This is a genomic window from Nonomuraea rhizosphaerae (genome assembly GCF_019396405.1).
Lineage (GTDB): Bacteria > Actinomycetota > Actinomycetes > Streptosporangiales > Streptosporangiaceae > Nonomuraea > Nonomuraea rhizosphaerae.
The window spans coordinates 1-14,663 of sequence record NZ_JAHKRL010000211.1; the positions used below are offsets into that span (position 1 = coordinate 1).

General features: G+C 72.8%; 17 protein-coding genes and 1 pseudogene. 9 read left to right on the plus strand and 9 right to left on the minus strand.

All coding sequences use genetic code 11. The annotated features are described in order from the left end of the window. The 3 genes from KME77_RS10200 to KME77_RS10210 all read right to left on the minus strand — a co-directional run. The coding region (locus KME77_RS10200; protein ID WP_504739324.1) for a DcsG N-terminal domain-containing protein at positions 1–420 on the minus strand (420 nt) is incomplete at its 3' end. 103 nt (positions 421–523) lie between these two features. Then, positions 524–778, minus strand: coding sequence for a hypothetical protein (locus tag KME77_RS10205; RefSeq protein ID WP_219464752.1), 255 nt, complete (start codon positions 776–778; stop codon positions 524–526). An 83-nt stretch (positions 779–861) separates the two neighbouring features. Then, positions 862–1,119, minus strand: coding sequence for a hypothetical protein (locus KME77_RS10210; RefSeq protein ID WP_219464754.1), 258 nt, complete (start codon positions 1,117–1,119; stop codon positions 862–864). Positions 1,120–1,338: 219 nt separating this feature from the next. Here KME77_RS10210 and KME77_RS10215 point away from each other — a divergent pair, with 219 nt between their 5' ends. Together KME77_RS10215 and KME77_RS10220 are read left to right on the plus strand one after the other, a co-directional pair. Continuing rightward, entirely contained in the window at positions 1,339–2,028 is a 690-nt protein-coding gene (locus KME77_RS10215; RefSeq protein WP_219464756.1) for an NIPSNAP family protein, read from the plus strand. A 49-nt stretch (positions 2,029–2,077) separates the two neighbouring features. Continuing rightward, complete coding sequence (locus KME77_RS10220) at positions 2,078–2,602, plus strand: AAA family ATPase (RefSeq protein WP_219464758.1); 525 nt, start codon at positions 2,078–2,080, stop codon at positions 2,600–2,602. Positions 2,603–2,667: 65 nt separating this feature from the next. On the opposite strand, the gene KME77_RS10225 is transcribed toward KME77_RS10220, so the two are convergent. Both KME77_RS10225 and KME77_RS10230 read right to left on the minus strand, forming a co-directional pair. Continuing rightward, a complete protein-coding gene (locus tag KME77_RS10225; RefSeq protein WP_219464760.1) occupies positions 2,668–3,573 on the minus strand; it encodes an SDR family oxidoreductase in 906 nt (301 codons plus the stop codon). A 32-nt stretch (positions 3,574–3,605) separates the two neighbouring features. Further along, complete coding sequence (locus KME77_RS10230; RefSeq protein WP_219464762.1) at positions 3,606–4,373, minus strand: SDR family oxidoreductase; 768 nt, start codon at positions 4,371–4,373, stop codon at positions 3,606–3,608. A gap of 47 nt (positions 4,374–4,420) precedes the next feature. Here KME77_RS10230 and KME77_RS10235 point away from each other — a divergent pair, with 47 nt between their 5' ends. Genes KME77_RS10235 through KME77_RS10250 form a run of 4 tightly spaced genes read left to right on the plus strand, consistent with a single transcriptional unit; the run spans position 4,421 to position 7,716 of the window. Beyond that, a complete protein-coding gene (locus KME77_RS10235; protein ID WP_219464764.1) occupies positions 4,421–5,155 on the plus strand; it encodes an enoyl-CoA hydratase family protein in 735 nt (244 codons plus the stop codon). 8 nt (positions 5,156–5,163) lie between these two features. Next, positions 5,164–5,937, plus strand: a complete 774-nt coding sequence (locus KME77_RS10240; protein ID WP_219464802.1) for a CoA transferase subunit A — start codon at positions 5,164–5,166, stop codon at positions 5,935–5,937. Next, positions 5,924–6,691, plus strand: coding sequence for a CoA-transferase subunit beta (locus KME77_RS10245; protein ID WP_308250646.1), 768 nt, complete (start codon positions 5,924–5,926; stop codon positions 6,689–6,691). Before KME77_RS10240 ends, KME77_RS10245 begins: the two co-directional genes overlap by 14 nt. Next, a complete protein-coding gene (locus KME77_RS10250; protein ID WP_219464766.1) occupies positions 6,688–7,716 on the plus strand; it encodes an NAD(P)H-dependent flavin oxidoreductase in 1,029 nt (342 codons plus the stop codon). The genes KME77_RS10245 and KME77_RS10250 overlap by 4 nt, the downstream gene beginning before the upstream one ends. Here the strand turns inward: KME77_RS10250 and KME77_RS10255 are convergent. The 3 genes from KME77_RS10255 to KME77_RS10265 form a co-directional block, all read right to left on the minus strand. After that, complete coding sequence (locus tag KME77_RS10255) at positions 7,703–8,374, minus strand: pentapeptide repeat-containing protein (RefSeq protein ID WP_219464775.1); 672 nt, start codon at positions 8,372–8,374, stop codon at positions 7,703–7,705. The two genes, KME77_RS10250 and KME77_RS10255, sit on opposite strands and share 14 nt — an antisense overlap. Positions 8,375–8,490: 116 nt before the next feature. Continuing rightward, complete coding sequence (locus tag KME77_RS10260; protein ID WP_219464784.1) at positions 8,491–9,966, minus strand: glycoside hydrolase family 3 protein; 1,476 nt, start codon at positions 9,964–9,966, stop codon at positions 8,491–8,493. A gap of 26 nt (positions 9,967–9,992) precedes the next feature. Next, positions 9,993–11,180 carry an acetyl-CoA C-acetyltransferase gene (locus tag KME77_RS10265; RefSeq protein ID WP_219464785.1) on the minus strand — a complete coding sequence of 396 codons (1,188 nt, stop codon included), beginning with the start codon at positions 11,178–11,180 and terminating at the stop codon, positions 9,993–9,995. Between the two features lie 97 nt (positions 11,181–11,277). Between KME77_RS10265 and KME77_RS10270 the strand changes: the two genes are divergently transcribed. Further along, positions 11,278–11,949 (plus strand): TetR/AcrR family transcriptional regulator, encoded by a 672-nt coding sequence (locus KME77_RS10270; protein WP_219464788.1) that lies wholly within the window; start codon positions 11,278–11,280, stop codon positions 11,947–11,949. Continuing rightward, positions 11,946–12,659: a DNA alkylation repair protein gene (locus tag KME77_RS10275; protein WP_219464790.1), complete on the plus strand. Its 714-nt coding sequence runs from the start codon at positions 11,946–11,948 to the stop codon at positions 12,657–12,659. The genes KME77_RS10270 and KME77_RS10275 overlap by 4 nt, the downstream gene beginning before the upstream one ends. Positions 12,660–12,677: 18 nt before the next feature. Here KME77_RS10275 and KME77_RS10280 read toward each other — a convergent pair whose 3' ends face one another. Next, positions 12,678–13,517, minus strand: coding sequence for a LysR family transcriptional regulator (locus KME77_RS10280; protein WP_246609535.1), 840 nt, complete (start codon positions 13,515–13,517; stop codon positions 12,678–12,680). A gap of 88 nt (positions 13,518–13,605) precedes the next feature. On the opposite strand from KME77_RS10280, the pseudogene KME77_RS10285 reads away from it, so the two are divergent. Continuing rightward, a pseudogene (locus KME77_RS10285) lies at positions 13,606–14,663 on the plus strand (5-methyltetrahydropteroyltriglutamate--homocysteine S-methyltransferase); the annotation flags it as partial.

The following is a 14,663-nucleotide window of genomic DNA, read 5'->3' on the forward strand; positions in this document are numbered from 1 at the left end:
CGCGGCGGCGTGCGCCTCGGCCTCGCCGCGGCCGGTGGTCCTGATCGTGTCGCGGGCGCCCGCGGAGATCGCGGGCTTGACGACGTACTCCTTCCAGTACGGCAGGCGCTCAGGGGACCAGTGGGTCGGGACGACGGGAACGCCCAGCTCGCGAAGGTAGGTCTTGTCGGTGTTGGACTCGAGCACGGTGGCCGGGTTGAGCAGCCGGGTGACGCCTTCCACGCGGCGCGCCCAGGCGATGAACTCCGCCCGCCGGTCGAGGTAGTCCCAGACCGAGCGGACCACCACCGCGTCGTAGGCGCTCCAGTCGGCCGCGGGATCGTCCCAGATCTCGGCGCGGCCGTCGATGCCCGCCGCGCGCCAGGCGGCCAGGACCTCGTCCCGCTCGTCGTCATGATCTTCAGGGTTGTCAAACGTCACATATGCGCAGGTAGTCATCCGAATGATGCTAATACGCCGCGAGCCGGGCCTTCCCGGCCCGGCTCGCAACCTCTACCTGCGAGCCCGCGGACGGGCGCCGCCGCTAGTCGTCGATGTTCGTCCAGGAGCCCAGGCGGCTGGCGTTGGCGGCCGTGAGGGTGTTGCCGTTGACGTTGTTGACGTTCGTGGTGTGCGCGTCGCCGACGTTGCTGCTCACGACGTTGTTGAAGGTGTTGCCCGACTGCGAGGCGGAGTTGTTGGAGCTGCCGGTGGTGTTGTCGGCGTAGGCCGGGGCGGCGAGCAGGACGGTGCCCGCGGCGGCGACTGCGATACCGGCGACACAGAGCTTCTTGATCATTTCGATTTCCTTCCGGGAGGTTGGTGTTCTTCGGAGGTCAGCCGGACATGGACGTCCGGTCGATCGGGGAAGGGGATCTCGGGTCAGTAGAAGACGTACGTCACCGTCGTGCTGCCGTTGGTGGCGGTCGTGGTGATGCCGTTGAGGTTGTTGACGTTGGTGGAGCCGTCACCGCCCTCGTTGGTCGCCGCGACGTCGTCGAAGGTGTTTCCGGACTGGGACGAGTACCAGTTGTCGCTCCAGTTCTCGGTCCAGCTGTCAGCGTGAGCGGGAACGGCCAGCAGTGTGACTCCGGCGGCCGCCGCGAGGACGGCGCCGGCGGCGCACAGCTTTCTGATCACTTCAACTCCTTCGCCAGTTGGGCCTGAGCCCGTGGAGCGACGCCGGACTGGGCCCACGAGCCCGGCACGGCTCCTCTTGACTTTCTTTGACCTTGGAAGGTCAAAGCCAAAGCGATCATATAACCAAGGGTGGTCAATCCATAGCTCTTAGTAATCAGAATATTCTTCTGGAGCACAACTGACAGAGGGTGTCAGTGATGCGGCCCTACGGTCGCCCGCATGGTTTACGAGTGGCGGTACTACACCTTGCGTCCGGGACAGCGGGACACGCTGATCGAGCTGTTCGAGAGGGAGTTCGTCGAGGGGCAGGAGGACGTGGGGATCGAGGTAGTCGGCCAGTTCCGCGACCTGGACGCCCCCGACACGTACCCCTGGATGCGGAAATTTCAGGACATGGAGGTGCGGCGTGAGGCGCTCGCCGCCTTCTACGGCGGGCCGATCTGGAAGGCGCACCGCGACGCCGCCAACGCGACGATGATCGACTCCGACAACGTGCTGCTGCTGCGGCCCGCGTTCGCCGGCGCCGAGCCGTTCCCGTCGAGCGCCGGCCGGTCGTCCGCCCAGCCATCTGCCCGGCCGCCCATGGGAGCCACCGCGCTGCCCGCGTCGCTGTACGTAGCGACGATCTACCACGTGGAGCAGGGGTTCGGCGAGGTCTTCGCCCGTGAGGGCGTGCCGGTGCTGGAGGAGGCCGGGGTGGCTCCGGGCGCCTGCTTCGAGAGCGAGCACGCGGAGAACACCTTCCCGGCGCTGCCCGTACGGGCGGAGGAGGAGGTGTTCGTGTGGTTCGCCCGGTTCGAGCGGGCCGAGGAGGAGCGGGAGGTGGCGCTGCCGGGGCTGGAGTCGCGCTTCACCGCCGCCCCGGAGCGGTACCGGCTGGCGCCCACAGCCCGGTCGGCGCTGCGCTGAGCGACGGCTGAGGCGGCCCCGGGCGTCCGGATGGACGACAATGGCGGGCATGGAAGTGGTGATCGTGTCCGGGCCGCCGGGCGCCGGGAAGTCGACCGTGGCGCGGCTGCTGGCCGACGCCGTCACGCCCAGCGTGCACCTGCACACGGACGACTTCTGGGGGTTCATCCGGCGCGGCGCCGTCGCACCGTACCTGGCGGAGTCGGAGCACCAGAACGAGACCGTCATGGGGGTGCTGGCGGGCGCGGCGTTCGGGTACGCCGGCGGCGGTTACCACGTGCTGGTCGACGGCGTGGTCGGGCCGTGGTTCGTCGGCGCGTTCACCAAGGCGCGGCGGGCGCCGCTGCACTACGTGGTGCTGCGGCCGGACAAGGAGACGGTGCTGGCCAGGGCGACGGGGCGAGGGCTCGACGCGCTGACCGATCCGGAGCCCGTGCTGCACATGTACCAGCAGTTCGTCGACCTGAGGGAGTTGGAGCGGCACGCGTTCGACTCGACGCGGCTGAGCGCCGAGCGCACGGCGGCCGAGGTGCGGGCCCGGCTGGACGAGGGGACGTACCGGCTCGGACCGTGATCGACGACCGGCTTCCACGCGGCCGGCCCCGAAGCGGGAGCGCCCGGCCGGGCCGCGAGGCGGTGTCAGCTCGCCCCGTACACGGGGAACGGCTCCGGAGCCTCCGCGAGGAGCTTGGTGACGGCCTCCCCCACGTCGGCGGGCGACCAGCGGTCGCCGCGGTCGGCGCGCGGCCCGTGCCGCCAGCCCGTCGCCAGGGAGATCGTCCCGCCCTCCACCTCGAACACCCGCCCCGTCACGTCCCCGGACGCCGCCGACCCGAGCCACACCACCAGCGGCGACACGTTCGCGGGATGCATCGCGTCGAACCCCGACCCCGGCGCGGCCATCGTCGCGGCGAACACCTCCTCCGTCATCCGGGTGCGGGCGGCGGGGGCGATGGCGTTCACGGTGACGCCGTAGCGGCCGAGCTCGGCGGCGGCCACCTGGGTCAGCGCGACGATCCCGGCCTTGGCCGCGGCGTAGTTGGCCTGGCCGACGCTGCCGAGCAGGCCCGCGCCGGAGGAGGTGTTGACGACGCGGGCGGCGGCGGGTGAGCCGGACTTGGCCCGTTCGCGCCAGTACGCGGCGGCGTGCCGCAGCGGCAGGAAGTGGCCTTTGAGATGGACCCGTACGACGTCGTCCCACTCGCCCTCGCCCATGGAGACGAGCATCCGGTCGCGGACGAAGCCGGCGTTGTTCACCAGCACGTCGAGCCCGCCGTACGCGCTGACGGCCGTCCCCACCAGCCGGGCGGCGCCGTCCCAGTCGGCGACGTCCTCGCCGCTGGCCACGGCCTGGCCGCCGAGGGCGTGAATCTCCGCCACCACCGCGAGCGCGGGCCCGCTCGACCGGCCGCCGCCGTCGAGGGCGGTGCCCAGGTCGTTGACCACGACGCGGGCGCCCTGCCTGGCGAACTCCAGCGCGTGCTCCCTGCCGATGCCCCGCCCGGCTCCGGTCACGATGACGACGCGGCCGTCGCAGATTCCCACACGGACCTCCCACTCAAGATCAGAGACCAGTATCAGGACATGTCATCCGAGGCCAGGTGCCGCCAGGCGGGGATCTCCCCTCCGCCGTGCACCTGCACCTGCGCCCCCGTCACGTAGCCGGGCGCGGCCAGCCACAGGCACACGCCGGCCACGTCCTCGGGCGTCGCCATGCGGCCCGCCGGGACGGCCGCGCCCACGTCCTTGCCGCCGTAGTGGTCGCGGGAGTCGTCGGTGGCGGCCAGGCCCACGACGACCGTGCTGACGCGGACGAGCGGGGCCCACTCGGCGGCCAGGCAGTTCGCCAGGTGGTGCAGACCGGCCTTGGCCGCGCCGTACGCCGAGGTGCCCGGCGACGGGCGGGTGCCGCTGGAGCTGCCGATCATGATGACGGACCCGCCGGAGGCGGCCAGCAGCGGGTAGGCCCGCTGGGCGACGAGCAGCGGGGCGATCAGGTTGAGCTCGACGATGCGGGTGTGCAGGCGGGGCGAGGTGCCCTCCAGCGGCGCGTACGGCGATCCGCCCGCGTTGTTGACGACCACGTCGAGCCGGTCGAGCCCGGAGAAGAGGCGGTCGAGGTCACCGGGGTCGCGCACGTCGGCCCGCACGAACCGCGCCCCGGCCGCCGGGACGCCCGGGTCAGCGGACGGCACACCCTCCGGCGCGGCCGCCGGGTCGTGGCGGGCGCAGATGACGACCTGCGCCCCGGCCGCCGCGAAGGCCGCGGCCACCCCCGCCCCGATCCCCCGGGTGCCGCCCGTCACCAGGACGACCTTGCCCGTGTAGTCGTAAGTCACCGTCACGGGTGCTACGGTACCAAGCAAGCGTTAGGTGCAACCAGGGAGCAGGCTTGGCAATCACCCTGCGAGACGACGGCCCCGTGGCCGAGGTCGTCGTGGACGTCCCGCCGGTGAACGCCCTGAAGGCGCGGACCTGGCACGAGCTGGCCGAGACGATCACGAGGGCCGGCGAGAGCGCCCGGGTGGTGGTGCTGCGCGCCGAGGGCCGCGGCTTCAACGCGGGCGTGGACATCAAGGAGATGCAGGCCACCGAGGGCCACACGGCGCTGATCGCCGCCAACAGGGGCTGCTACGCCGCGTTCGCGGCCGTCTACGACTGCGCCGTGCCGGTGATCGCCGCCGTGCACGGGTACTGCCTGGGCGGCGGCGTCGGCCTGGCCGGCAACGCCGACATCGTGGTGGCCAGCGACGACGCCTACTTCGGCCTGCCGGAGGTGGACAGAGGCGCCCTGGGTGCCGCCACGCACCTGGCCAGGCTGGTGCCGCAGCAGCTCATGCGGGCCATGGTCTACACGTGCAGGAACGTGACGGCGCGGGAGCTGCACACGTTCGGCTCGGTGCTGGAGGTGGTGCCGCGCGACAAGCTGCGCGACACGGCGATGGAGGTGGCGGCCCAGATCGCGGACAAGGACCCGTACGTGATCCGCCGCGCCAAGGAGTCGCTCAACGGCATCGACCCCGTGGACGTCAAGCGGAGCTACCGGTTCGAGCAGGGCTTCACGTTCGAGCTGAACCTGATGGGCGCGGGCGACAGGCACAGGGACCGTTTCGTGGAGGGCTCGTGACCAAGGTCATGTCCGTGGCGGACGTCGCCGCGTCGGTGGAGAGCGGCATGACGGTCGGGATCGGCGGCTGGGGGTCGCGCCGCAAGCCGATGGCCCTGGTGCGCGGGCTGCTCGACACCCCCGTACGGGATCTCACCCTCGTCTCGTACGGCGGCCCGGACGTGGGCATGCTGTGCGCGGCCGGGAAGGTGCGCAGGGTGGTGGCGCCGTTCGTCACGCTGGACTCGATCCCGCTCGAACCGCACTTCCGGCGCGCCCGGCAGAACGGGACGATCGAGTTCACCGAGTACGACGAGGGCATGTTCATGTTCGGGCTGCTGGCGGCGGCGCACCGGCTGCCGTTCCTGCCGACGCGGGCGGGGCTGGGCTCGGACGTCATGCGGGTCAACCCGGGGCTGCGGACCGTGCGCAGCCCGTACGAGGACGGCGAGGAGCTGGTCGCGGTGCCCGCGCTGACCATGGACGTCGCGCTGGTGCACCTGAACAGGGCCGACCGGCGCGGCAACGCCCAATACCTGGGCCCGGACCCCTTCCTGGACGACCTGTACGCCAAGGCCGCGGGCCGCTGCTACGTGTCGTGCGAGCGCCTGGTGGACACCGCGGACCTGCTCAAGGAGGGCCCGGTGCAGTCGCTGCTGATCAGCAGGTCGATGGTGGCGGGCGTGGTGGAGGCGCCGGGCGGCGCGGGTTTCACGGCGTGCGAGCCGGACTACGGCCGCGACGAGGACGAGCAGCGCCGCTACGCGAGCACCCCCTGGGAGGACTACCGTGAGCAGGGCTGAGGCGGACAAGGCCGATGCGAGCAGGGCCGGCGTGAGCAGGGCCGACGTGTGCGTGGTCGCCTGCGCCGAGGCGTTCAGGGGCGACGGGGAGATCCTGGCGGCCGGGATCGGCGGGGCCGTCACCGTGCTCGGGGCGCGGCTGGCCAGGCTGACGTTCGAGCCGGACCTGATCACGCACGACGGCAACTGCCTGCTCACCGGCGACGTGCCCGCGCTGGGCGGGCGGCCGGAGGTGGTGGAGGGCTGGCTGCCGTTCCGTGACCACCTGTGGCTGGTGCTGAACGGCCGCCGTCACGTCATGCTCGGCGCCAGCCAGATGGACCGGTACGGCAACTCGAACATCTCCTGCATCGGCGACTGGCGCCGGCCCAGGGCGCAGCTCCTCGGGGTGCGCGGGGCGCCGGGCAACACGCGCTGCGACCCCACCAGCTACTGGATCCCGCGGCACTCCCCCAAGGTGTTCGTGCCGCGCGTGGACATGGTCAGCGGTCTGGGCACCGACAGGGGCGCGTACGACCTGCGGCGGGTGGTGACGAACCTGGCGGTGCTGGACTTCCGCACCCCTGACGGGTCGATGCGGCTGGCGTCCGTGCACCCGGGGGTGAGCGTGGCGGAGGTGGTCGAGGCGACGGGGTTCGAGCTGCGCGTCGGCGACGACGTGCCGGAGACGCGCGGGCCGACGCCCGAGGAGGCCAGGGTGCTGGAGGAGGTGCTGGACCCCCGCGGAGCCCGCCACAAGGAAGTCGCCGGATGAGAACCGCCCTGACCGAGCTGGTCGGCTGCCGCCACCCGATCGTGCAGACCGGCATGGGGTACGTGGCGGGCGCGCGCCTGGCCGCGGCCACCTCGGCGGCCGGCGGGCTCGGCGTCGTGGCGGCGGCCACCATGACCGTGGCCGAGATGACCGAGGCGATCAGGGGCGTCAAGGAGCGCACGGACGCCCCGTTCGGCGTGAACATCCGCTCCGACGCCGACGACGCCGCAGACCGGGTCGAGGTGATGATCCGCGAGGGCGTGCGCGTGGCGTCGTTCGCGCTGGCGCCCAAGCGGGAGCTGATCGGGCGGCTGAAGGACGCGGGCGTGGTCACGATCCCGTCCGTGGGTGCGCGCAGGCACGCCGAGAAGGTCGCCGCCTGGGGCGTGGACGCGCTGATCGTGCAGGGCGGCGAGGGCGGCGGGCACACCGGCCCGGTCGCGACGACGCTGCTGCTGCCGCAGGTGGTGGACGCGGTGGACATCCCGGTGATCGCGGCGGGCGGCTTCTTCGACGGGCGCGGGCTGGTGGCGGCGCTGGCGTACGGGGCGTGCGGGATCGCGATGGGCACCCGGTTCCTGCTGACCAGCGACTCGACGGTGCCGGACGAGGTGAAGAAGGTCTATCTGGCGGCGGCGGAGACGGTGGTCACCACCAAGGTGGACGGGGTGCCGCACCGGGTGCTGAGGACGCCGTTCGTGGACTCGCTGGAGCGCTCGCGGCTGCTCAGGGCTGTGGTGAACGCCGCCAGGTTCAGGAAGCTCACCGGCATGTCCTGGGGCCAGATGGTCCGCGAGGGACGCCGGATGCGGCACGGCAGGGACCTGACCTGGGCACAGGTGCTGCAGGCGGCCAACACGCCGGTCCTGCTGCGCGAGGCGATGGTCGCCGGGCGCGCCGACCTGGGCGTGATGGCCTCGGGCCAGGTGGTCGGGGTGCTGGACGACCTGCCGTCGTGCGCGGAGCTGGTCGGACGGGTCATGTCGGAGGCTGAGGCCGTGCTCGAAGGGCTCAGATCACGGTGATGCCGCGGGCGGCCAGGATGGCCGCCGCCTGCGCCCGGTTGATCGTCGCCCCCGTGTACGCGCGCAGCTTGCCGTCGTCCGGCTCGCCCAGGTCGGCGCCGCGCAGGTCGGCCTTGGCGAACACGGCCCCCAGCAGCTTGGCCCCGCGCAGCCGGCAGTCGCTGAACGTCGCCTCGGTGAAGTCGCAGCCCGACAGGTCGGCGTCGTCGAAGCGGACCCCCTCGATCGTCTCGCCGCGCAGCGAGCAGCCGCCCAGGTTGGCCAGGGTGAGGTTGGAGCGGGAGACGGTGAAGCCGGTGCCGCGCGAGGCGGTGAGCGAGGCGCCGATCATGCGGCAGCCGGTGAACGACACGTCCGTCAGCAGCGCCCCGCCGAACTGGGCGGACGACAGGTCGACGTCGGTGAACCTCACGTCCACGAGGTCGGCGTCGTTGAACCTGATCCGCATGCCGCCGCCGCCGGCGAAGACGGCGCCGTCGAGGTCGGCCCCGCGCAGGTCGGCCTGCTCCAGCACGCACGACTCGAACCGCGCCCCGGCCAGCGCGGCCCGGGACAGGTCGGCCTCGGTGAGGTCGCAGTCGCGGAAGAGGTGGGTCTCGTCCGGGGCGAGCCGGTGGGCCAGGGCGGTGCGGGAGAGGTCCTCGCCGTCGAAGTTCACGGTGGCCCAGCCTATCGCCTGTCAGTTCGAGAGCGGCCAGTTCGAGAGCGGCCGGTCCGAGAGCGGCCGGTCCGAGAGCGGCCGGTCCGAGAGCGGCCGGTCCGAGAGCGGCCGGTTCAGGCGACGCCGGTGATCACCTCCGCGGCGGCCTGGCCGCACACCCGGGCGGACCCGTGCGTGGCGATGTGCACGGCCCCCAGGTCCGAGCGCCCGGGCAGCCCCATCTCGACCACGACGGCGTCGGGGCGGACGCTGAGCAGGTGCCGCAGCGCCTCCTCCTGCCAGGCGTGCCGGTGCGCGTCGCGGACCGCGACGACGAGCGGCCGCCCGCCCGCCTCCCGGACCAGGCACTCGATCGCGGTCCCGGTCGTCTCCGCCGCCGTCAAGCGGGTCACGGCGGTGCCGGGCAGCAGCCGGGCCAGCGGCTCACCGACGCCCCACGGGGTGCCCTTGTCGATGGCCAGGTGGGTCTCGGGGGCCAGCTCCACCACGTACGCGGCCGAGGTCAGCGGCAGGACGGGGGCGTTGGAGCGGCGGGTGACCCTGACCGCGCGGCGGGCGGCGGCCAGGCCGAGGTAGCCGTCCGGGGGCACCGGGGCATGGGCGCCAGCGGTCCAGGCGGCCAGGGCGGCGACCCGGCCGGCGGCGTCGGCCAGGCGCTCCTCGGGCAGCAGCCCCTCGCGCACGGCCCGTACGACGGTGTCGCGCACGCCGACGGCGGTGGCCTCGTCGGAGCTCTCCCCGCCGACGCAGATCGCGTCGGCCCCGGCGGCGATGGCGCGGGCGGAGGCCCCGCCGATCCCGTACTCGCCGGAGACGGCGGCCATCTCGATGCCGTCGGTGACGATCATGCCCTGGAAGCCCAGCTCCTCCCTGAGCAGGCCGGTCAGGATCTTGTGGCTGAGCGTGGCGGGCAGCTCGGGGTCGCAGGAGGGCACCAGGACGTGGCCGGTCATGACGGCCCGCACGCCCTCGTCGATCGCGGCGCGGAAGGGGCGCAGCGCGTGCTCCAGCGAGCCGTCGGCCACCGGCACGCCGTGGTGGGAGTCGGTGGAGGTGTCGCCGTGGCCGGGGAAGTGCTTGGCGCAGGCGGCCACCCCGGCGGACTGCATGCCGCGGACGAACGCCCTGGTGTGCCGGGAGACCAGGTCGGGGTCGGCGCCGAAGGCGCGTAGGCCGATGACCGGGTTGTCCGGGTTGGAGTTGACGTCGGCCGAGGGGGCGAAGTCGAGCGTGATGCCGACGTCCGCCAGCTCGCCGCCGAGGTGCATGGCCAGGGCCTCGGTCAGCTCGACGTCGTCCACGACGCCCAGCGCGTAGCCGCCGGGACGGCTGCTGCCGGTGGCCACCTCCAGCCGGGTGACCTCGCCGGACTCCTCGTCGGTGGCGACCAGCGCGGCGGGGTTCTCGGCGCGTAACGCGGCGCTCAGCGCGGCGACCTGGGCCGGGCCGGCGATGTTGCGGGAGAACAGCACCACGCCCGCCAGCCCCTCCCCCAGCCGGCGGCGCAGCCAATCGGGGGGTGTCGTGCCGACGAACCCCGGCAGCAGCACGGCGTCGGCAAGGCGCAGCAGATCGCGGCTCTCACGCATGAACCGCAATCTAATAGGAAAGTTTCCTATTTGCTAGTGGTGTTTTCGCCGCTCGGGAGAGCCTGGAGGCGCTCGATGATCGTGACGTTCGCCTGCCCGCCCCCTTCGCACATCGTCTGCAGGCCGTAGCGTCCGCCGGCGCGCTCCAGTTCGTGCAGCAGCTTGACCATCAGGACCGCGCCGGTCGCGCCGAGCGGGTGGCCCAGGGCGATCGCGCCGCCGTTCGGGTTGACCGCCGACGGGTCGGCCCCGGTCTCCTTCAGCCAGGCCAGCACGACCGAGGCGAACGCCTCGTTGATCTCCACGGCGTCGATGTCGCCGATCCCCATCCCGGCCTTGCGCAGCGCGTACGCGGTGGCGGGGATGGGCGCGGAGAGCATCTCGATCGGGTCGCCGCCGCGCACCGAGAGGTGGTGGACGCGGGCCCAGGGGCGCAGCCCGTGATCGCGCACGGCCGCCGGCGAGGCGATCAGCAGGGCCGCGGCGCCGTCGGAGATCTGCGAGGCCAGGGCCGCGGTCAGGCGGCCGCCCTCGGCGAGCGGCCTGAGCGCGGCCATCCTGGCGGGCGTGGTGTCGCGGCGCGGCCCCTCGTCCGCGGTGACGCCCTCGTACGGGGTGATCTGCGCCTCGAAGCGTCCGCCGTCGATGGCCGCGATGGCGCGCCGGTGCGACTCGTACGCGTACGCCTCCATGTCCTCGCGTGAGATGCCCCACCTGGCGGCGATCTGCTCGGCCCCGGCGAACTGGGAGACCTCCTGGGTGCCGTACCGCGACAGCCAGCCCTTGGAGCCGGAGAAGGGCGTGTCGTGGCCGAGCGCGCGGCCGGCCAGCATCGCGGAGGAGATGGGGATCATGCTCATGTTCTGCACGCCGCCGGCCACCACCAGGTCGCTCGTGCCCGACAGCACGGCCTGGGCGGCGAAGTGCAGCGCCTGCTGCGAGGAGCCGCACTGGCGGTCGATCGTGACGCCGGGCACCTCCTCGGGCAGGCCGGCGGCCAGCCAGCAGGTGCGCGCGACGTCCCCGGCCTGCGGCCCGATGGTGTCGACGCAGCCGAACACCACGTCCTCGACGGCCGCCGGATCGGCCCCGGTGCGGGTCATCAGCTCGCGCAGCACGTGGCCGCCGAGGTCGGCGGGATGGGCGGGGGCGAGGCCGCCGTTCCTGCGCCCGACCGGGGTCCTGACCGCGCCGACGATGTATGCCTCGTTCACTTCTGCATCGTAGCAAGCGCTTGGTCGCATCTGGAACGCCTGATGAGCTGCGTAAGTTTGGTGAACAAGCGATTGTGCGAGGGCTCATAATGGAGACGTGACAACGCGAAAGAACTCCGGGCCGAACACGGCCACGTCGGCGAAGCGCCAGCGCGCGTCCTCCTCGGGGGCGGCGTCAGAGCGCCGGGACCACCTCGTCAAGCTCGCCGCGGAGCTCTTCGCCCGCAAGGGCTTCCAGGCCACGACCGTACGCGAGATCGCCGACGAGGCGGGAATCCTCTCCGGAAGTCTCTACCATCATTTCGACTCCAAGGAGACGATCGTCGACGAGGTGCTGTCCACCTTCCTCGACGACCTGGTCGCCCGCTACCGCACGGCGGTCGGCTCCGGCTCCGACCCGCGCACGATCCTGTCGGACATGGTCCGCATCGGGTTCGGCACGCTGGAGCCGCACCGGGCCGCGATCACGGTCATGCAGAACGACTGGAACTACCTGCGCCAGTTCGAGCGGTTCAACTACCTGGTCAAGGCCGAGGACGAGGTCGAGCAGATCTGGGTCGCCCAGATCAAGGCGGGCCAGGCGGCCGGGCAGTTCAGGGCCGACGTCGACCCGAAGCTGACCTACCGGATGATCCGCGACACGATCTGGGTGGCGGTGCGCTGGTTCCGTCCCGGAGGCAGGCTCAACACGACGGGTCTGGCCGAGCACTACATCACGGTGCTGTTCGACGGCCTGGCCACGGGCGAGCGGACCAGCCAGCAGGCATGAGCCCCGGCACGACGGGCCGCCCGGCCGATGATGACCTCGGCACGGCGGTGCGGCAGGCGCTGCGCGACGCGGCGGAGCCCGAGAAGGCCGCCACGATGCGGGCGTACATGAAGTCCGACATGCCCTTCCTGGGGGTCCAGGCGGTGCCGAGGCGGGCGGCGTTGCGGCGGGTGTTCGCCGCCCACCGCATCACCACCGCGCCGGAGTGGCGGCGCGCGGTGCTCGGGCTGTGGCGGGGGGCCGGGTACCGGGAGGAGCGGTACGCGGCGATCGAGCTGACCGGCTACCACTTCTACCGGGAGTTCCAGACGCTCTACACGGTGCCGATGTACGAGGAGATGATCGTCACCGGCGCCTGGTGGGATCTGGTCGACGAGCTGGCCACGCACCGGATCGGCGGGCTGCTGGGCGCCTTCCCCGACTCGATGCGGCCGCTCATGCTGGAGTGGGCCGGCGACGACGACCTGTGGAAGCGGCGGACGGCGATCCTGTGCCAGAACAGGTTCAAGGCGCGGACGGACACCGCGCTGCTGTACGCGTGCATCGAGCCGAGCCTGTCGGACAACGACTTCTTCGCCAGGAAGGCGATCGGGTGGGCGTTGCGCGAGTACGCCAAGACCAATCCCGCCGAGGTCGTCCGGTACGTCAGGGCGAAGGGGATCTCGGGGCTGAGCCGTCGGGAGGCGCTGCGCAACCTGCCCGCCGGCTGAGCGCGGCCGGGAGGCGGGTCAGCGGGTCCAGAGGGCGTCCTGCACCGCCTGGACCAGGGCCATCAGCTCGGGGGTGACCCGCTCCCTCGCCCAGGCCAGCGCGTACGTGATGCGCAGGTCCCCGGCGTCGAGCGGCACGAACCGCAGGTCGTCGCGCCGGATCGTCCTGGCCAGGAGCTGCGGGATCGGCAGCACCCCCGCACCGGCGGCGACCAGGTCGAGCGCGGCGGCGAAGTCGTCGTCGGCCACCGTCCGCGCGTGGCCGGGCAGCCCGGCCCAGGCCCGGCTGCCGGGCGTGAGCAGCACCTGCCCGGCCAGGTCGGGCGGCCCCACCCGGGAGCGGGACTCCAGCGGGTGACCGAGGGGGACGGCGAGCTGGTCCACGCTCACGTGGAAGCGGGCGGCGGTGACGAACCGGGCGGGCGCCGGGGTGGCCAGGATCGCCGCCGACACCTCACCGCGCTCCAGCGCCTCGCCGGCCGCGCCGCGCCCGGCCACGCGCAGCTCGACGCCGATCGCCGGGCTGCGGCGGGCGAGCCGTCTGGCGACCCGCGCGGCCAGTGCTCCGACGAGCGGTGGATAAGCCAGGTGAATGGTGGGCCGGGCCAGCCGGGCGGCCTCGGCCGAGAACGCGTGCGCGGCCGACAGCAGCTCGCCGGCGTGCCCGAGCAGCGCCTTGCCCTCGGCGGTGAGCCGCACCTCGCGGGCCGTCCGGTCGAACAGCCTGACCCCGGCCGCCCGCTCCAGCCTGGTGATGGCCTGGCTCATGGCGGGCTGCGACATGCCGAGGTCGGCGGCAGCGGCCGAGAAGCTGAGCCGGGCCGCCACGCGGGCGAAGCACTGGACCTCCTTGAGCATAAGCAGCACGAATAGATGATGCACCAGGCGTGGGCGGTGTGCAGGATTCCCTGCGTTCGATCATCCGCCTGACGCAAGGAGCGAAGTGATGTCGTCTTTCCCTGGATCCACGGTGCTGGGCTACCCGAGGATCGGGCCGCGCCGGGAGCTGAAGCGGGCGCTGGAGTCGTACTGGGAGGGCCGGTCGAGCCGCGCGGAGCTGGAGGAGGCCGGGGCCGCGATCAGGGAGCGGACCTGGCGGCGGCTGGCCGGGCTGGGCCTGGAAGGGCTGCCGTCCAACACGTTCTCGCTGTACGACCAGGTGCTGGACACGGCGGTGCTGCTGGGCGCGGTGCCCGAGCGCTACCTGGCGGCCGAGGACCCCTACTTCGCGATGGCCAGGGGCACCGACGGGCTGGCGCCGCTGCGGATGACCAAGTGGTTCGACACCAACTACCACTACATCGTGCCGGAGGTCGGCCCGGACACGGTGTTCAAGCTGGATGCCGCCAAACCGCTGGCAGAGCTGCGGCAGGCCCGGGAGCTGGGCTTCGCGACGCGGCCCGTGGTGGTGGGGCCGGTGACGTTCCTGCTGCTGGCGGGGGCGCTGGAGCGGCTGGATGAGGTGCTCGGCTGCTACGAGGAGCTGCTGGGCGTGCTGGCGGCCGAGGGCGTGGAGTGGGTGCAGCTCGACGAGCCCGCGCTGGTGGCCGACCGGGGGCCGCGGGAGCTGGCCGCCGTCCGGGCCGCCTACGAGCGGCTCGGGGCGCTCGCCTCCCGGCCGGGGCTGTTCGTGGCCTCCTACTTCGGCGACCTGGGCGAGGCGCTGCCCGTGCTGGCGGCCACGCCGGTCGAGGCGATCGGCGTGGACCTGGTGCGCGGCGGGCTCGACCGGCTGCCGGCGCTGGCCGGCAAGACGGTCGTGGCGGGTGTGGTGTCCGGGCGCGACGTGTGGCGGACCGAGCCCGCCCGCGCGCTGAGCCTGCTGCGGGCCGTGCGGGAGCACGCCGCGGAGGTGGTGGTCAGCACGTCGTGCTCGTTGCTGCACGTGCCGTACGACGTGGAGCAGGAGGGCGGGCTCGACCCGGAGCTGCGGGCGCGGCTGGCCTTCGCCGAGCAGAAGGTGGCCGAGGTGGTCGCGCTGGCGGCCGCCGGGGGCGGCGACGC

Bases quoted from the DNA above. Each gene is read 5' to 3' on its own strand.
- KME77_RS10205 (WP_219464752.1), bottom strand. From the start codon at position 778: ATGATCAAGAAGCTCTGTGTCGCCGGTATCGCAGTCGCCGCCGCGGGC.
- KME77_RS10215 (WP_219464756.1), top strand. From the start codon at position 1,339: ATGGTTTACGAGTGGCGGTACTACACCTTGCGTCCGGGACAGCGGGAC.
- KME77_RS10220 (WP_219464758.1), top strand. From the start codon at position 2,078: ATGGAAGTGGTGATCGTGTCCGGGCCGCCGGGCGCCGGGAAGTCGACC.
- KME77_RS10240 (WP_219464802.1), top strand. From the start codon at position 5,164: ATGTCCGTGGCGGACGTCGCCGCGTCGGTGGAGAGCGGCATGACGGTC.
- KME77_RS10250 (WP_219464766.1), top strand. From the start codon at position 6,688: ATGAGAACCGCCCTGACCGAGCTGGTCGGCTGCCGCCACCCGATCGTG.
- KME77_RS10260 (WP_219464784.1), bottom strand. From the start codon at position 9,966: ATGCGTGAGAGCCGCGATCTGCTGCGCCTTGCCGACGCCGTGCTGCTG.
- KME77_RS10275 (WP_219464790.1), top strand. From the start codon at position 11,946: ATGAGCCCCGGCACGACGGGCCGCCCGGCCGATGATGACCTCGGCACG.
- KME77_RS10280 (WP_246609535.1), bottom strand. From the start codon at position 13,517: ATGCTCAAGGAGGTCCAGTGCTTCGCCCGCGTGGCGGCCCGGCTCAGC.